Annotated in this window: 16 protein-coding genes; 4 read left to right on the forward strand and 12 right to left on the reverse strand. The window is 37.6% G+C overall.

Features of this window, described 5'->3' with window-relative positions:
• Nucleotides 1-106 precede the first annotated feature (106 nt).
• A complete protein-coding gene (locus U8D43_RS11440; protein ID WP_335871309.1) occupies nt 107-619 on the reverse strand; it encodes a hypothetical protein in 513 nt (170 codons plus the stop codon).
• A 234-nt stretch (nt 620-853) separates the two neighbouring features.
• Here U8D43_RS11440 and U8D43_RS11445 point away from each other — a divergent pair, with 234 nt between their 5' ends.
• On the forward strand, nt 854-1,300 hold the full coding sequence (locus tag U8D43_RS11445) for a YtoQ family protein (RefSeq protein ID WP_335871310.1): 447 nt from the start codon (nt 854-856) through the stop codon (nt 1,298-1,300).
• Between the two features lie 115 nt (nt 1,301-1,415).
• On the opposite strand, the gene U8D43_RS11450 is transcribed toward U8D43_RS11445, so the two are convergent.
• Nucleotides 1,416-1,955, reverse strand: a complete 540-nt coding sequence (locus tag U8D43_RS11450) for a DUF84 family protein (RefSeq protein ID WP_335871311.1) — start codon at nt 1,953-1,955, stop codon at nt 1,416-1,418.
• A 309-nt stretch (nt 1,956-2,264) separates the two neighbouring features.
• Nucleotides 2,265-3,338, reverse strand: coding sequence for a M42 family metallopeptidase (locus tag U8D43_RS11455; protein ID WP_335871312.1), 1,074 nt, complete (start codon nt 3,336-3,338; stop codon nt 2,265-2,267).
• Between the two features lie 157 nt (nt 3,339-3,495).
• On the opposite strand from U8D43_RS11455, the gene U8D43_RS11460 reads away from it, so the two are divergent.
• Nucleotides 3,496-3,813 (forward strand): hypothetical protein, encoded by a 318-nt coding sequence (locus tag U8D43_RS11460; protein ID WP_335871313.1) that lies wholly within the window; start codon nt 3,496-3,498, stop codon nt 3,811-3,813.
• A 341-nt stretch (nt 3,814-4,154) separates the two neighbouring features.
• Here U8D43_RS11460 and U8D43_RS11465 read toward each other — a convergent pair whose 3' ends face one another.
• Together U8D43_RS11465 and trmB are read right to left on the reverse strand one after the other, a co-directional pair.
• Complete coding sequence (locus tag U8D43_RS11465) at nt 4,155-4,997, reverse strand: YtnP family quorum-quenching lactonase (protein ID WP_335871314.1); 843 nt, start codon at nt 4,995-4,997, stop codon at nt 4,155-4,157.
• A 303-nt stretch (nt 4,998-5,300) separates the two neighbouring features.
• A complete protein-coding gene (gene trmB, locus U8D43_RS11470; RefSeq protein WP_335871315.1) occupies nt 5,301-5,945 on the reverse strand; it encodes a tRNA (guanosine(46)-N7)-methyltransferase TrmB in 645 nt (214 codons plus the stop codon).
• Nucleotides 5,946-6,099: 154 nt separating this feature from the next.
• On the opposite strand from trmB, the gene U8D43_RS11475 reads away from it, so the two are divergent.
• Nucleotides 6,100-6,378 carry a YtzH-like family protein gene (locus U8D43_RS11475; protein ID WP_335871316.1) on the forward strand — a complete coding sequence of 93 codons (279 nt, stop codon included), beginning with the start codon at nt 6,100-6,102 and terminating at the stop codon, nt 6,376-6,378.
• On the opposite strand, the gene U8D43_RS11480 is transcribed toward U8D43_RS11475, so the two are convergent.
• The 5 genes from U8D43_RS11480 to thpR form a co-directional block, all read right to left on the reverse strand.
• Nucleotides 6,375-7,148: a phosphotransferase family protein gene (locus U8D43_RS11480; protein ID WP_335871317.1), complete on the reverse strand. Its 774-nt coding sequence runs from the start codon at nt 7,146-7,148 to the stop codon at nt 6,375-6,377. The two genes, U8D43_RS11475 and U8D43_RS11480, sit on opposite strands and share 4 nt — an antisense overlap.
• A gap of 358 nt (nt 7,149-7,506) precedes the next feature.
• On the reverse strand, nt 7,507-9,651 hold the full coding sequence (pulA, locus tag U8D43_RS11485) for a type I pullulanase (protein ID WP_335871318.1): 2,145 nt from the start codon (nt 9,649-9,651) through the stop codon (nt 7,507-7,509).
• Between the two features lie 15 nt (nt 9,652-9,666).
• Nucleotides 9,667-10,614 carry a diacylglycerol/lipid kinase family protein gene (locus U8D43_RS11490; protein ID WP_335871319.1) on the reverse strand — a complete coding sequence of 316 codons (948 nt, stop codon included), beginning with the start codon at nt 10,612-10,614 and terminating at the stop codon, nt 9,667-9,669.
• An 8-nt stretch (nt 10,615-10,622) separates the two neighbouring features.
• Nucleotides 10,623-11,594, reverse strand: a complete 972-nt coding sequence (locus U8D43_RS11495) for a nuclease-related domain-containing protein (RefSeq protein WP_335871320.1) — start codon at nt 11,592-11,594, stop codon at nt 10,623-10,625.
• 16 nt (nt 11,595-11,610) lie between these two features.
• Nucleotides 11,611-12,168 (reverse strand): RNA 2',3'-cyclic phosphodiesterase, encoded by a 558-nt coding sequence (thpR, locus tag U8D43_RS11500; protein ID WP_335871321.1) that lies wholly within the window; start codon nt 12,166-12,168, stop codon nt 11,611-11,613.
• 155 nt (nt 12,169-12,323) lie between these two features.
• On the opposite strand from thpR, the gene cysK reads away from it, so the two are divergent.
• Nucleotides 12,324-13,253 carry a cysteine synthase A gene (gene cysK, locus U8D43_RS11505; RefSeq protein ID WP_335871322.1) on the forward strand — a complete coding sequence of 310 codons (930 nt, stop codon included), beginning with the start codon at nt 12,324-12,326 and terminating at the stop codon, nt 13,251-13,253.
• A gap of 44 nt (nt 13,254-13,297) precedes the next feature.
• Here the strand turns inward: cysK and dat are convergent, their stop codons facing one another.
• Both dat and pepV read right to left on the reverse strand, forming a co-directional pair.
• Nucleotides 13,298-14,146, reverse strand: coding sequence for a D-amino-acid transaminase (dat, locus tag U8D43_RS11510; RefSeq protein ID WP_335871323.1), 849 nt, complete (start codon nt 14,144-14,146; stop codon nt 13,298-13,300).
• A gap of 21 nt (nt 14,147-14,167) precedes the next feature.
• The gene (gene pepV, locus U8D43_RS11515; RefSeq protein WP_335871324.1) at nt 14,168-15,592 is read right to left on the reverse strand and encodes a dipeptidase PepV; all 1,425 of its coding nucleotides are present in this window, start codon (nt 15,590-15,592) and stop codon (nt 14,168-14,170) included.
• Nucleotides 15,593-16,057: the final 465 nt, after the last annotated feature.

Here is a 16,057-nt window from a genome sequence, read left to right on the forward strand (position 1 = left end):
GAGGATTGTCCACAACTACACCTTAGTAAATAGATGCAGTAGCTAAACAAACTCGTGTATTACTTCCAGCTATCTTTGTTTCTAGAAGGAGCGAAATGAATTGACTTTACTCGTCCTTATACTCAATTGATGAAACAATCTTCATCATGAGTTTTGACTTCGATGCCATCTTGGATTCAGATGTCAAGATCGTCATTTTTGCTCCGCCCACTCCTACAATGATTTGCACATGATCTTCATCAACATTACTACCCATTAAATAGCCGAATTTACCTTTTTTCTGATAAATATCATCCACAATTAAATCACTTTGCGTTTCCTTCGTTTGTTCGTAAACCACTTTACTAGCTTTATCTTCATTAGGATTGTAAAACAAAATAAATGTATCAGATCCTTTTTCAAGAATAATATTATTCTTTGATTCCTCTACTACTTTCATTCCAAATGGTGTATAGAAGTTAAAATTTTCTCCCTCTTTATTGCTCTTTTCTTTTTTTGCTTCGAAGACTTTGCTGACTTCTTCTTCTGCTGTTGCAATATTTTCTTCTAGTGTTGCTCGGCAACTAGATAATATTAAACCGATAAGTATTGTGATGCCTATCCTTCTTGTTAATTTCATACGGTTTCCTCCTAAATAAATCATAGGTTAGGACTTCGATTGAAAAAATAATACTTTGCCGCACCTATCTATTTCAAGTACTTCAATCCTTATTTTACCTTTGGAGAATGGTATTGACAACCTCGTCCCATCTTCACTAATATGTTCATATGATGGATTTCAAACAGCCTCAGGGGGAAGTTCAGGAGTATTCGTGATACAATAAGTTGGACTACATAGTTAGGAGGAATTGATTTGAATTTAACGGTCTACCTTGCTGGCGAAATTCATAGCTCTTGGAGAAATGAGGTAAAAGAAAAAGCTAGTTCACTTAGCCTACCGCTTTCATTTGTCGGTCCGATGGAAAACCATGAACGATCAGACTCAGTTGGAGAGGACATCCTCGGTGAGCAACATACCCCCATTGCTAAGGATGAGGTTGCATCGAGTATTAATAATTTCCGTACACAAGTATTATTAGGTAAATCCGATATTGTTATCGCACTCTTTGGAGAAAAATATAAACAATGGAATAGTGCCATGGATGCTAGTACAGCAATCGCTCTCGGAAAGCCATTAATACTAATACGTCCAAAGAACTTGCACCACCCATTAAAAGAACTTTCCCAAAAAGTTACTGTTACAGTAGAAACCATTGATCAAGCCCTACAAGTTCTTACCTACGTATTCGAAAATGAGTGAAAAATAGGTTATTTTCGCAAAGCTTGTGGCTGTCTTTTTCTCCCGTGCCATAAGCCACTGTAGCTTGACCAATGCTACTTCAAGAATTTCACTTGGACTCCAATAAGGGACCAACTCAGTACTGAGTTGGTCCCTTATTGCTTTTGCATCGATACTCCCATTGACCAATTAAAAGATTCAGGACATGCTCAAACATTTGTTGTCTCGAAATCTTTCCATTGGAGAAGACTCCTACAGCTCCTTCCTTTTTAGAGACATCTTTTGTTTGACAATATTCATCCATGATGGGACCTAGCTCTTCTCCCTGTCTAAGTCGAGTGGACATCTCTTCAGGCAATAAAAACCGAGCTCCCCCTGCAATAATCGGGGACTCATTTTCCATCGAAAGAACCCCCCAATTACAAAGGGCCAACCCCGCAATCGTTTCAGTGACACCTCCTTCTAGTCCTATTCCAATCGTACTTTCTGTCGCTAACCGGGCACGCTCCGCTCTATTTATCGCCCCTTTTAATGTCTCCTCATCTGTCAACGGTTGGTCATTTACACCTGAGTTTGTCTGGATGGACACGAGTTCATAAACACGACCATTCTCTCTGAAAGCCTCTTCTACTGCTTTCACCTTTGCTGGATTTTTGGAACCAATCGCTATCTTCAAATAAAAAACTCCTTTAATTTAGCAATGTATTCTTTACCGTAGATGCTACCTGCCTAGGCTAAGGCAAAATGGTATTATCTTTTTCATGAGGCTCTTTCGTATACCTTGTTGATCTTGACACAAAGAAAAACAAGCATTCGGGTTTTATTCGATTGATTTCTTCCTTTTTATCTAGAAATGAAGAATTTTCCACTAGGAAAAGAGCACGAAGTCATACAAATCAGGGGATATATCCCTATCCGAAAAGCCACAATTTTTGCGAAAAATGCCTTCCTAAAAAAAGCCTAAGCATCTGCTTAGGCTTCCTTGTTAACTATTTTGGCGTATGGTTTCAATGGTCGAAGAATCACAAGTTTTTACAAGCTTGACGATTAACTCTTTTGCAGCAGCGTAATCGTCTACATGTATCATAGAAGCATGTGTGTGAATATAACGAGAACAAATACCAATAACAGCACTCGGTACCCCTTCGTTAGACATATGAACTCGTCCAGCGTCGGTTCCACCTTGTGAAACAAAGTACTGATACGGTATTTTATGTGACTCTGCCGTATCTAAAATAAATTCTCTAATCCCACGATGCGTAACCATAGAGCGATCGAGGATACGAAGTAATGCCCCTTTACCAAGTTGACCAAATTCATTTTTATCCCCTGACATATCATTAGCTGGACTAGCATCTAAGGCAAAGAATATATCCGGATTAATCATCGTTGCTGCCGTTTGCGCCCCCCGTAACCCCACTTCTTCTTGGACAGTCGCTCCTGAATAGAGGACATTCGGTAAGGTTTCATTCTTCAGTTCTTTTAACAGTTCAATCGCTAACCCACAGCCGTACCGATTATCCCAAGCTTTTGCTAATATCTTTTTCTCATTTGCCATCGGCGTAAAAGGACAGATTGGCAAGATTTGTTGACCTGGTTTGATGCCAATCATTTTAGCATCATCTTGATCGTCTGCTCCAATATCAATAAGCATATTTTTTATTTCCATTGGTTTTTTTCGTGCTTCTTCAGATAACAAATGAGGAGGAATTGAGCCAATCACACCTATTATTGGCCCAGCATCTGTCATAATCTGAACACGTTGAGCAAGCAAGACTTGACTCCACCAACCACCCAGGGTTTGAAAACGAATCATTCCGTTGTCAGTAATTGCAGTAACCATGAATCCTACTTCATCCATATGACCTGCTACCATTACTGTTGGTCCTTTTTCCTCTCCTCTTTTCACACCAAAAATGCTCCCTAACCCATCTTGAATAATTTCTTCAGAATATGTACTAAGTTGTTCTTTCATAAATTTGCGAACGAGATGCTCATTGCCCGGTGCTCCTGGTAATTCAGTTAAAGTACGAAATAATTGTAGTGTATCGTTATTCATTATCCTGCTCCTTTTCTTTATGTCACCTCTTATTGTACTGAAGAATCCTCTTCGTTTCCACTTTTGTCGTTCCATCCCTTCCCTTTGCTTATTTATAGATGAATACAACTCAGAAGTTTTGTATACTAATACTATAGCCAAATTGGAGGGAATGTAGATGAACTGGAAATCTGTATTATTTGGAGCCGCGGTTGGAGTAGCAGGAGCCTATCTCTATAGAGAAAGCATGAAAAATAAAACGTATATCTCTTCAGAAAAAGTCCTTCATCAAGTAAAAGAATCATTTAAAGTAAAAGGACCAATCAATGGTTCTTGGATTCATATGGAACCAGAAAAATATGAATTAGCACCCATGACAAAAGAAATATTTCGGGGGGGAATTTCACGTCATCGAAACGGTCAAAATGAACATTTTGAATTTATTGCCGATGCTCATACTGGAACGATTATGGATATTTCTCTTATGAATAAATAAACCTGCTTAATGATTAATTTAGTCTGTTTCGCAAAGTTTGTCTTTTTTCACAGCAGTATATTTCTCTTAATAAAGAAACCATCCAAATGTGAATAGCAAAAATCTATACTGGATGAGTCTCTAGCCAAGTAATTTACGCAAAGTCCAAAATCAGAAAAAAACCGTCTTTTTAGGTTGATAGTACTAAAACGGTCTATATTAGACGAAAAAGAGGCCAGAACCCTTCTACAAATAGGTTTTTGACCTCTTTTCCTTCTGAGTTAATCTCTCATACCTCTCCTACTGATGGAAGCTTGAAGGTCCAATGAATCAAACTAGTCCTCCGCTAATATAACCAGGTTTCACTTCCCTCTTTTCACCTCAGCAAGCGCTTCTCCTTGTTCATTTAATCTAAGGGCACGATACTGAGCATCATGGTAAAACAAGAACCAATAATTTTCAGCCTTTGCTTTTGAAATCCACTTTTCTTTTGCTTGAATTGATTTCATTGGATAATCGTCGTATGCTAGTACCCATAAAGGATTTAGGTGAGCATGTGTTGGCATGATATCAGCCATATGAATCAGTCTGTGTTCTTCATATTCAATGGTGATGATTGAATGTCCGTCACTGTGACCACCTGTCTCAATCATCTTCAGCCCTGGTAATATTTCTATCTCGTTTTGAAAAGAGCTAACTTGATGCTGAATGGCCGTCCAGTTGTCCTTCCAATATGTATTTTGTGAGCGAATGTTAGGGCTCTGCATTTCTGTCCATTCCGTCTCCGATGTATAGATCTTCGCCGTTGGGAAAGCAGAGAATAATTCTCCATTTTCTTGTTTCGATAAACCAGATGCATGGTCAAAATGCATATGCGTCATTAAAATAATATCGATTTCCTCCGGCTTAATTTCGAGTTTTGCAAGCGATGCTTCAACGGAAGATTCTTCTTCCACTCCATAATTTCGCTTTTGTTTCTCTGTTAGCCGATTTACACCAATCCCAGATTCAATCATAATGTTTTTGCCCATATATTGAAAAAATATCGGGTCGGTTCTTAGCTCTATCTGATTTTTTTCATTACAATCGTATCTTTTTGACCATAGTGGCTTAGGGACTACGCCAAACATTGCTCCACCATCCATATGTGTAACTCCACCGTTAAGCCATGTAAAAGTTATATCTCCAAGTGTTAATTGTTCCACTACTATCCCCCCATTCTTTTCTCCATTGTATCATGTAAGATACTCACAAGAAAAAAATCCACATTATTAAATTTTGCAATTAAAAGTGCAGAGATCTTGACTCAACCTAATGTTAAAAAAGCTATTTCCGCAAAGTTGGTTGCTTTTGTTTAGGGACATCTTTCCGTCTATTTTTGATGAAAATCAACAGCAAAATGGAGGATTCCATATAAAAATTAAATGAAAGAGCAAGAATATATACGATAAGTGCAAAAAAAAGATAAAAAACCATTCCCATGGCTTTTTATCTTTGGATTTAAGTTATTATTTTTTAGGATAACGAACTTCACTTCGATAAATTCTTTGACCTTTGGAAGAGAATTTCTCTTCATACTCAGTCATAATATTTCCTTCAAAGTCACTTTGATGCAAATCAAGACTCACATAGGTTAACGGTAGTCCGTAAAAAGAAAAACTTTGCAAAGAGTACTCAAATAAACCTTGATTATCGGTTTTAAAGTGAATTTCCCCTTCGTTCACAAGAATATTTTCATATATACGTAAAAAACTTTCATGGGTTAACCGTCTTTTTGCATGCCGAGCTTTTGGCCAAGGATCCGAAAAATTCAAATATACTCGGTCTATTTCACCATCCGCAAAGTAATCCTCTAAATTTTGTGCATCCACACTTAAAATCTTCACATTTGGAAGCTCTGCTTCAATTAATCGATCGAGCGCCGTAATTATTATACTTTCATAATACTCAATGCCAATATAATTGATGGAAGGATTCGCTCTTGCCATTTCTGTAATGAATTGGCCCTTTCCCGTTCCTACTTCTATATGAATTGGTTGATTATCTTCGAAAACCTCATGCCAGTTTCCCTTATGCTCTTGGGGAGTACCAATAGCATATTGAGGATATGAATTTAGTTTATCTTTAGCCCATGGCTTATGTCGTAATCGCATTAGGACTCACCTTTCTATAATTGTATCGTTCAAAACATAACATGACCATACATTTCTCGCAACCTTTTTTCCGTTCGTATAATCTAAAAAGGAATTCACACACTATGTGTGAATTCCTTTTTAACAAATTATCGTGAAAGGTGGAATCGTATTAATGCCGTTAAATCAACAAAACCAAATGGATTTACTTACTGATATATTAAATAATCACCTTACAGATTGCTGTGGATCTGTAGCAGAATGTGAGCAGGTAGAACGTTTAGTTAAATCATTAATGGTGAATGGAGGTGTAAACCATCAGGTAAAATCTGCTTTAGAAGAAATTTACAAATATAGCCAAGAGGGCAAAGGAACTCACCACTTGAATGAGCACATTCAGTCTCATCAAGAAAATCTTCAAAGTTGGGTGAATGACGTAAATTCCTTAACTTAAAGAATTCTATGCAGGTATTCAATCCAATGATTCATTTCATGAAAACGGCTCTTTGTTTTGTGCCACTGAACGGAAAGTAATGTTTGTGAAACCACATACCATTTCATTCTGAGAAGAAGAGAATCAGTTAATTTTAAGCCGTACTGCTGTAACCATACCTCCCACTCTTCTACCGGAATGTACCAATATAACAGTGGACCTAAATCAACTGCCGGATCCGCTATCATAGCCCCGTCCCAATCGATTAAATACAACTGGTTGTAATCTGAAAGCAACCAGTTGTTATGATTGACATCTCCATGACAAACCACAAATTCCTCATTATGAATTTGCTTAATTTCTTGTTGAAGAAATTCAATCGCTTCTTTCACAATTGGTAAGTGAACAACCTCACTCTCAAGATTTGTTTCAATTTCAGACAGCATCTGCTCAGGACGAAAGGGCTCAACTTGTAACCTTTGCAACATACTAAGAAGCGGTTTTGTACTATGAATTTTATTTAATAATTTTGCTACTTTATCTTGTTTCATTTCTTCTGCTATTAATTCTCGCCCATTCAGCCACTGCTGAGCCGTAATCACATCTCCATTTTCAAGGCGCTTTGTCCAAATTAATTTTGGAACAATTCCTTCTGCAGAGAGCACAGCTAAAAAAGGTGAAGAATTTCTTTTCAAAAAAAGTTTTTGTTCTTCTCGCTGTGCAAAAAAAGCTTCACCTGTGGCTCCTCCTGCAGGTGTTATTTCCCATTCATGATCAAATAAATGTTCCAACATAAGTCACCTTCAATTGTATCGCTGATACTAGCGGAAATTCTATAGAGAGCAATAAGACATTAATACTATGTTTATCTCATTTTCAAATAGTTATATTATCACTTTAGTTTAGGCTGTTTTTTCGTAAACATTGGTGCTGTTCGAATAATAGATAATACATTTCTAGATAAAAAGGAAGAAATCAATCGAAAAAAACCTACTGCCTGTATTTTCTTTGTGTCAAGAGCAACAAAGGCTACGAAAAGAGCCTATTAAAAAGAAAAAGACAGCTATTGAAAAAAGTGGGCAACAATAGCTATCTTCTTTGAATTTTATCTTTTTTCCCTATGATTCGTCAAGGCTTCGTCAAAATCTGCTATTTTCCACAGAAAATATTGACACAAAATGGAGCTAGGGTTACTTCGTGCTCTACATTAAATTCAAATGGAGTCAATGCAGCTTTCTTATCATTCGCAATAACATGCCACTTTCCTTTAGGTAATTGAATTTTTTGGGGTTGACTTCCTGAATGAAACACAACAATCATCTCTTCCCACGGTCCATACTGCTCGATATGGTGATAATGTAACGCTACAATTCCATGTTCTGCTTGAAGCACTGTGATATGTTTTTGAATTTGTTCTATTGAATGAAATTGAAACGCTTTTTGATGTTTTCTTAATGAAATAATGCTTTTAATGTATTGAATATTATCATCATGTTCTACTCGTCGTGTCCAATCAAACCAGTTAATATTATCTGGTGAATTATAACTATTTTCGACGCCTTTTTTGGTTCTGAAAAACTCCTGTCCCCCATGCAAGAATGGGGTTCCTTGACTAAGCAACACAAGGCAAGTTGCAAGCCGATGTCGTCGCTTATTAAATTCCGGTTCATCAGGAAAGATCCCAATAATTTTGTCCCATAGGGTATGATTATCATGCGACTCTACGTAATTAACGGTTTGACTTACATCCAGTTCGCTTGCTCTTTGGTTCTCAAACACCATATTGCCAGTAAGTAAGGATACTATTTTCTTTTCCACTCCCCATTTTCCAAGAGCGTAACCTGGTTCCATCAAGTAAAATGTACTTCCTTTAACCGCATCACGGAATATATCATGAAAAAACGAAACGCCGGCTAATTTGGCTGCATTCTTACTCGTTGCTTTCTGATCAAGAGGCAAGGTCGTTGGTAAGTCCCAGCCCTCTCCTAATAACAAAGCACCTGAGTGGATGGTCTCTACTGTATGTTTCACTCTTTTCATGGTCTCTAAATCCAAATTCCCCATCAAGTCAAATCGAAACCCATCGACTTTATACTCCTTCAGCCAAAACACAATAGAATCAACAATAAATTTCCTCGCCATCAATCTTTCTGACGCAAAATCATTTCCTACTCCTGTTCCATCCGAAGGTAGTCCAAAGGCATCATGGCGAAAGAAATACCCGGGTGCTGTCTTTTCGAAACTAGATGTTTCCTGAATGTAGACATGGTTATAAACTACATCTAGAATCACTCGCAAATCATGCGAATGATAATGTTGAATCACTTGTTTCAATTCATTGATTCGCTGATAGGGATTAGTAGGATTGGTCGCATATGATCCTTCGGGTACATTAAAGAATAATGGATTATATCCCCAGTTGTATTGCTTACTAGGATTTAACTCATCGACACCAAAAAAATCATTTACTGGTAATAATTCAACATGCGTAATACCTAGATCATTTAAATACGTAAACCCTGTTGAATAACCATCGTCTGTCTTTGTCTCACTCTCATTCAGTCCAACATACTTTCCTTTATTCATCACACCACTATTAGGGTGACTCGTGAAATCTCGAATATGAACCTCATAGATAATTGCTTCCGTTGGGCTTGCGAATGGAGGCGGTGGTGAATTCAACTGAAGTGTTTTGTGCATATCGACTATCACGCCCCACTCGCTATTTGCTGATAGGGACTTTGCATACGGATCAACTGCCTCTTGCCAGTTGAGATTGATGCATACTAAAAAGCGATAATAATAGCCTTCTAAATCTCTTTTTGCCTGAAGAGCCCACACTCCATTTTCTTGCCTCTCTAAGTCCTGCTCCTGCTCTTTAGACGTCAAGCAAGATTTGTATCGAACCCTCACAGCTGTAGCTGTTGGAGCCCATAGTTTAAACTGTGTTCCATTTGCCATAATATTGGCACCTAAGTCATTGCCTTCATAGTAAAAAAGTTCATCAAAACGCTGTGTTCGAATAACCGCCCCTATTTGTAGGTCGGTCTCCGTTCCTCGTTCATCTTTCACCTTATATGTTTTACCAAATTCAATGCCTACGTTAGTTTCACATAGATATTTCATGTGTTCTTCTAAGTGAATCATTTCTTTAATTTGCATGTCCCACACGTCATTTTTGAAGCATAACGAAAAGGATGTACTCTTTCCATCAAAATAGCTGTATGGTACCAATATAGTGACTAAATTCATGTCATCTAAATATGCTTCAAACATTCGACTAATTGAAAGCAACCTTTTCACCTACTTTTAAAGCATTTTCCAACTTTTCTCCTGTACTGTAATGGACAACTGATCATTAGATTGACCATTTATTCTACCCACTTCTTCGCCATCGGCATGAACCTGTAAATCACTTTCTGAGTGAACAACGATTTGTTTTCCTTGATAACTCTTTACTTCTTTTAATTGTAGATGTTTTCCTGTATATACCGTCATAAATAAAAATAATAATTTCAGTCTAGTCACTTTATGCACCACTGTTATATCTAAAAGTCCATCTGTTGGATTGGCATACGGAGCAATTTTCATACCTCCCCCGTAGAAAGGCTGGTTTGAAATGGAAACAAACCAAGTGTCATCGAAAGAATAGGTTTCTTCATCTACTTTGATTTGAAGGGTCTCTGGTTTAAAGAAAAATAATTCTTTTAATAAATAAAAAGCATATATCAGCTTTCCAAGCGAAAAACGATTTAACCATTTTTTCACTACCGAAGCATTCGCTCGTTTCACGACTTGAGCATCGAACCCTGCTCCCATATTATTCACAAAGAAACCCTGCTGATACTTCCCCAAGCGGTACGCTCCACAATCAAAACTTTGGCTGCCTCCTTGCCGTTTAATTTGGTCAATAAGGATAGATAATGAGTCCTTCATCGTTCTTCCCTGACCAAAGCCTTTCATAAAGTCATTACCCGAACCACCGGGAATACACCCTATTACTAGGTGTTCTTTTAAGATGGCCCCATTAATGATTTCATGAACAGTGCCATCACCTCCGACTGCCACAACCATTACTTGTTCATCTTTGAATGATTGTTCCATTTCTTTTACTAGGTCTTTCGCGTGATTTTGGTATTTTGTATAATAAATTTCAACATTCTCTAATTTGGTGTAGAGCTCACTTTCAAGCTCTTTCCACTTCTTTAGAGAATAGCCATTTCTCGCCTGAGGATTCACAATAAAAACAGTACGCATTCCGAATTCTAATCTCCCTTTGAAAAATCCCTATCTTCGTCATTATCCCATTCAAGACGTTTAAAGCTTGTGGTTTGACAATAGGATAATACCGCTTGAGCTGCTCGTATTTGTACATTTTTTAATGGCGACCGAAACATCCTCATTTCTTCAAACCATTGTGGATATTTACGTTGGTCCACTAGTTCAACATGATAGGGAGCGGAAGGATAATCAAGAAAGCCATTACGTGATAAAATGAGCTTCTTTACCGGTAAATCTACTGAATGAATAGACAAGATGTTTTTGATAATCTTTTCCATTCTATTTAACGAAATAACGGGATTTAGTATCTTTTTTTCTCTATCTTTATATTTTTCAATCCAAAACCGTTCATTACTTCCGATATATGCCGTTCCGTCATTACTTTCAAGCATCGTAATGCATATTAATTCTTTTGGCGTAAGTACGAGGATTTCCAGTTCAACAGGTGCATTTTTCAGCTGTAAAACAGGATTGTAAAACACCAGATATGTATCCGGAAAACGCTGTAGAAGATATCTTAAGTTGTCATCCCGATAGTAGCTAGAATCAATATAGGATTTCTCTGTTAAGGTTGAGCTTGCCCATTTCATTTGGAATTGAAAGAGCTGATCCAAAAAATGTTTTTTTAGTTCATCTTCTTCTACGGGAAGAGTATGAAAAGACGTCTCAAAAGTGAACCCCTCATCAGCTTCCATATCTCGCTGATCAAAGAGTGTTCTTTCTATCTCTTTTCCTTTTGAAAAATATGATTTGAATTTTCTAAAAAACGTTCGTTCAGGGGAAACTGTGGGGAGGTTTTCTAGCCGTTGCAACAAATGGTGCTTCTCGCCTAATTCCCACGTTTGATACGTTTTATCCCATTGTTGTTTCTTCAATCGTACAAACTGAGAGGGATATCGATATAAATCCATTTCATACCTTGATACATAATCTTGAAGTTTAAGTAATTGAGCCATCGTCCTTGCCTTTCTTCTAACGATTTAAAGGAAAACGCTGTATTGCTTCATATTTTGGTGATTGATTCATGTGGGTTCGATAGAGCACGATGTTTTCTACCACCATAGGTGATTTTTTCATAGTGAAAACAAAATCATTTTGAATTTCATTCAGTGAAAAAACATTCTCTCCTCCCCATTTTCTAGCCAAAGTTATATGGGGGGTGAATTGACGTGCTTCCAATGGGATCCCCTCTTGTTTACATACTGTATAAACATAAGCTTGAAGAGAACAAAGTACTGGGTTGTCTTCCACTCCAGCCCATAAAATACGAGGTTTTTCCTCATTACCGAAAGTTCCAATCTCATGAATTTGTATCTTAAAACGATCGTAAGGAACCTCTTTCAACTTTTGACAAATGGATTCCAACTGCTTAGAAGTTGCTTTCCCTAAGAATATTAGGGTTAGGTGATAGTCTTGCGGATGAACCCATTGAAGAAACGGCCAGTCTCGTTGAATCTTTGCAGTCCACCAATGTATCTCCTGTTTCAGCGAACTCGTCAACGGTAAAGCAAGGAAATAATGTTCATTCATCAGAAAACCCTTTCTTACCAACATGGTTATTCATATTTTAGCAAACTTTTCATCAAGAGGTAGAAATTTTTCATCAAATTCGATTGGTTGATTGCCCTGTCCTAAATAGGTAAGATAGAAGATAATCTATATTTTGTGCAGAAAGGACGTTTTACATGAAAGTTGTTCACAACATTGCCGACCTTATTGGTGATACGCCTTTAGTTAAATTAAATTCCTTAAGTCCTTCAGATGGTGCAACAATTTATTTAAAGCTTGAGTTTTATAATCCAAGTAAAAGTGTAAAGGATCGTGCTGCCTTCCAAATGATTCTTGAAGCTGAACAAGCAGGTCTGATAAAAAAAGGAGCTACGATAATTGAACCTACTAGCGGCAACACTGGTATCGGTCTAGCAATGAATGCAGCCGCACGAGGCTATAAATCGATTCTCGTCATGCCTGATTCTTCTACCCAAGAACGGATCAATCTACTCAAAGCCTACGGAGCGGAAGTAGTGCTAACACCTAGCGCTGAAAAAATGCCTGGTGCCATCAAAAAGGCGGAAGAACTGGTAAAAACGACCCCAAATAGTTTTATGCCGATGCAATTTAAAAATCAAGCCAACCCAAATGCTCACCGCAAAACAACGGCTCTTGAGATTATTGATGGGATGAAACAGATTGGAAAACCACTCGCTGCTTTTGTCGCGACAGCTGGAACTGGTGGAACCATCACTGGAACAGGAGAAGTGTTAAGAGAGCACTATCCGAATATACAAATTCATGTGGTAGAACCTGCTGGGTCACCCGTTCTCTCAGGAGGAAAACCCGGGAAGCATAAGCTAGTGGGCACGAGTCCTGGCTTTATCCCGCCCATTCTAAATCAATCCATATATGATAAAATCCATAAAATAAAAGATGAAGAAGCATATGATATCACACGCAGATTAGCAAAAGAAGAAGGGATTTTAGTTGGCCCTTCCTCAGGAGCTGCTTGTTATACAGCCATTGAAATCGCCAAAACCCTCACCCCTGAGGATGTGGTAATTGGGATAGCTTGTGATACTGGCGAACGCTATCTTTCAAGTGACGTGTTTACGAAGTAAAAAAACGTGGATGAAATCTGTTCATCCACGTTTTTTACGTTTTTCTAGGAGGTTTTTTTATTAATACCGTTGTAGAAGCATTCCTGTAATAAGGTCACTACTGTTCCTGGCTTTCCATCTCCAATAACTTTGTCGTCTATTTGGATAATCGGCATGATTTCTGAAGTTGTACTCGTAATCATAACTTCTTCCGCTGATAACAATTCTTCAATGGTGAATTCTTCCTCTATAAAATCAATATTATTTGCCCTACATAGTTTTTTCAGTACTTTTCTTGTTATCCCCTCTAATATCAAATTGGAGGTGGGATGGGTATATATTTTCCCACTTTTCACAATATACACATTTGAAGAAGACCCTTCTGTCACTATCTTTCCTCGGTGTAAAATAGCTTCAAAACAACCTGCTTTAACAGCAGCTTCTTTTGCCAATAGATTTCCAAGTAAATTGAGACTCTTAATATCACATCTAAGCCATCGTATGTCTTCTTCAAGCTTAGCTTTCACACCACTTTTCAGCTGAGACAAAGGTCTTTCCAACTGATTTGTGTAAGCTATTAGAGTACCTTCTCCGTCTGACGTTGGAAAGTGATGTTGTCTCTTTGCTACACCTCTTGTCCATTGTAAATACAAAATTCCATCTTTAATGCTATTTTTGACAATTAGTTGCTCTAGCAATGAGATTAAAGTATCTTCATGGATGGTTGGTGTTAAATTTAATTTACGAGCACTCTCATATAGTCGCTCCATATGTTCCTCAAGGGTAAAAAAAGAACCGTCATATACACGAATCACTTCATAAATGCCGTCTCCAAATTGATACCCTCGATCTTCTAAATCAACTCTGCACGAAGATCGATCAAGAATTTCCCCATTGAATAAAATTTTCTCCATCTCCCTGTTCTCCCCTCTGTTTTAGTTTGACGAAGCTAATTCATAAATGGCTTGTGCATATATGGCTGTGGCTTTTAACAGGTCTTCAATATACATATATTCGTCTTTTTGGTGCGCAATATCTTCTCTTCCAGGAAAAAGTGGTCCAAAAGCAACACCAGCTGCTAATGAACGGGCATATGTTCCTCCCCCAATGGAAATTAACTCTGCTTTTTCTCCGGTTTGCTCTTCGTATACTTTCTTCAATGTTACAATTAACTCTTCTTTTTCATCTACATGATGCGGTTTAGAGTCCGTAAAGTTTATTATCTTATATCCATCTGAAATAAAAACAGCTTCAAGCTTCTGGATACTTTGTTCAAGATCAAATGTTACAGGATAACGCATATTAAGTCCCATTTTTCCTCCCTCATTCTTATCATATTGAAGGATTCCTACATTTATGGTTAGCGGTCCTGTGATATTGTCTTCAAAATAAACTCCTAGCTTTTCTCCATTCACATCTTGGAAGAACCACTTGGAAATGGCTAGAAGATACTTCTGTCCATTTAAGTCAAAATCAAATGTCTGTAAAAAGGCTGCTAATGCGATTCCTGCATTTTTCCCATTATTCGGGACACTTCCATGGGCAGATATCCCCTTAAGTGTAATAAACAGCTGTCCACTTTCTATATAATAGCTTCCTTCAAGTTTTTGTTTTTTTACATAGTCATCAAACGACTGACAAATAACGGTTGGATCAACGCCAATATTAATCACTGCTTTAGCAAAGTCTGGAACCATATTGTAACGTCTTCCCGATTGAAAGGTAACCAGTTCATATGTTGGACACTCATCTAGTTGGTTGGAAACTGTTTGGTTGACCACATCAAAATCAGCAATCCCTTTTTCTGCATAGATGATTGGAAAATCCGCATCTGGTGCGAAGCCCATTGAAGGCATTTCTTCATGTTGGAAGTAGGTATCTACACAGCGCCAATCACTTTCTTCGTCCGTGCCAATAATCATTCTGACTCTCTTTGATAGCGGTAACTCCAGATCTTTTACAATTTTCATTGCATAGTAAGCCGCCATCGTTGGACCTTTATCATCTATCGCACCTCTAGCAAATATCTTTCCTTCTTTTATGTCGCCGCTATAAGGATCTACACTCCAGCCATCCCCTTCTGGTACGACGTCCACATGACATAATACACCCAATAATTCGTCTCCCTGACCGAACTCTAAGTGTCCAGCTACGTTTTGAACATTTTTACTGTAAAATCCATCTTTTTCACCTAGTTGCAACATAAAATCGAGTGCCTCTTTTACTCCTTCTCCAAGAGGTGCTAGGTCGGTTGCATTTTCTTCATCTAGCACACTTTTTATTTGCAATAGTGATTTGACATCTGCTAGTAAATCTTCTTTTCTTTTTTCCACTTCTTCCATCCAATTGATCGTAGTCATACCATTTCTCCTTTATCCCGTTATAACTCGTTCCCATTCTCCACTAAAATAAATCGAACGAATTAGTTGAGAGGTCGAGCTGGCAAAAAACGATTTGCTTGTCTAACCATCAGCGAGGAAGTTTTCCCTTTGCAAATGGAAAATTCATTTTTCACATCGTAATGATATCTATTTTAAACTCTATTCAGTGGAAATAAAAATAAAATGACAAGAAAATTGTAAAAGTGGAAATTAGTGCTCATACTTGACCCCTTTCTATATATACTTTAATGAACAAATATTTATTAATTGTAAATGACGATTATTTTTTTTATGAATTTCAACATTTTTCTAGTATTATTTTACGCTTAGAGGTAAAATAGAGGTATGAAATTATCTGATTATTATACTAATTAAAGGAGTTGTTTGCTCGGAGAGAACCTAACTTTATTTGATGAACACGTCATGGACCAATCATAACTATCC

The sequence above is a fragment of the Bacillus sp. 2205SS5-2 genome, from assembly GCF_037024155.1.
Taxonomy (GTDB): Bacteria; Bacillota; Bacilli; order Bacillales; family Bacillaceae_K; genus Bacillus_CI.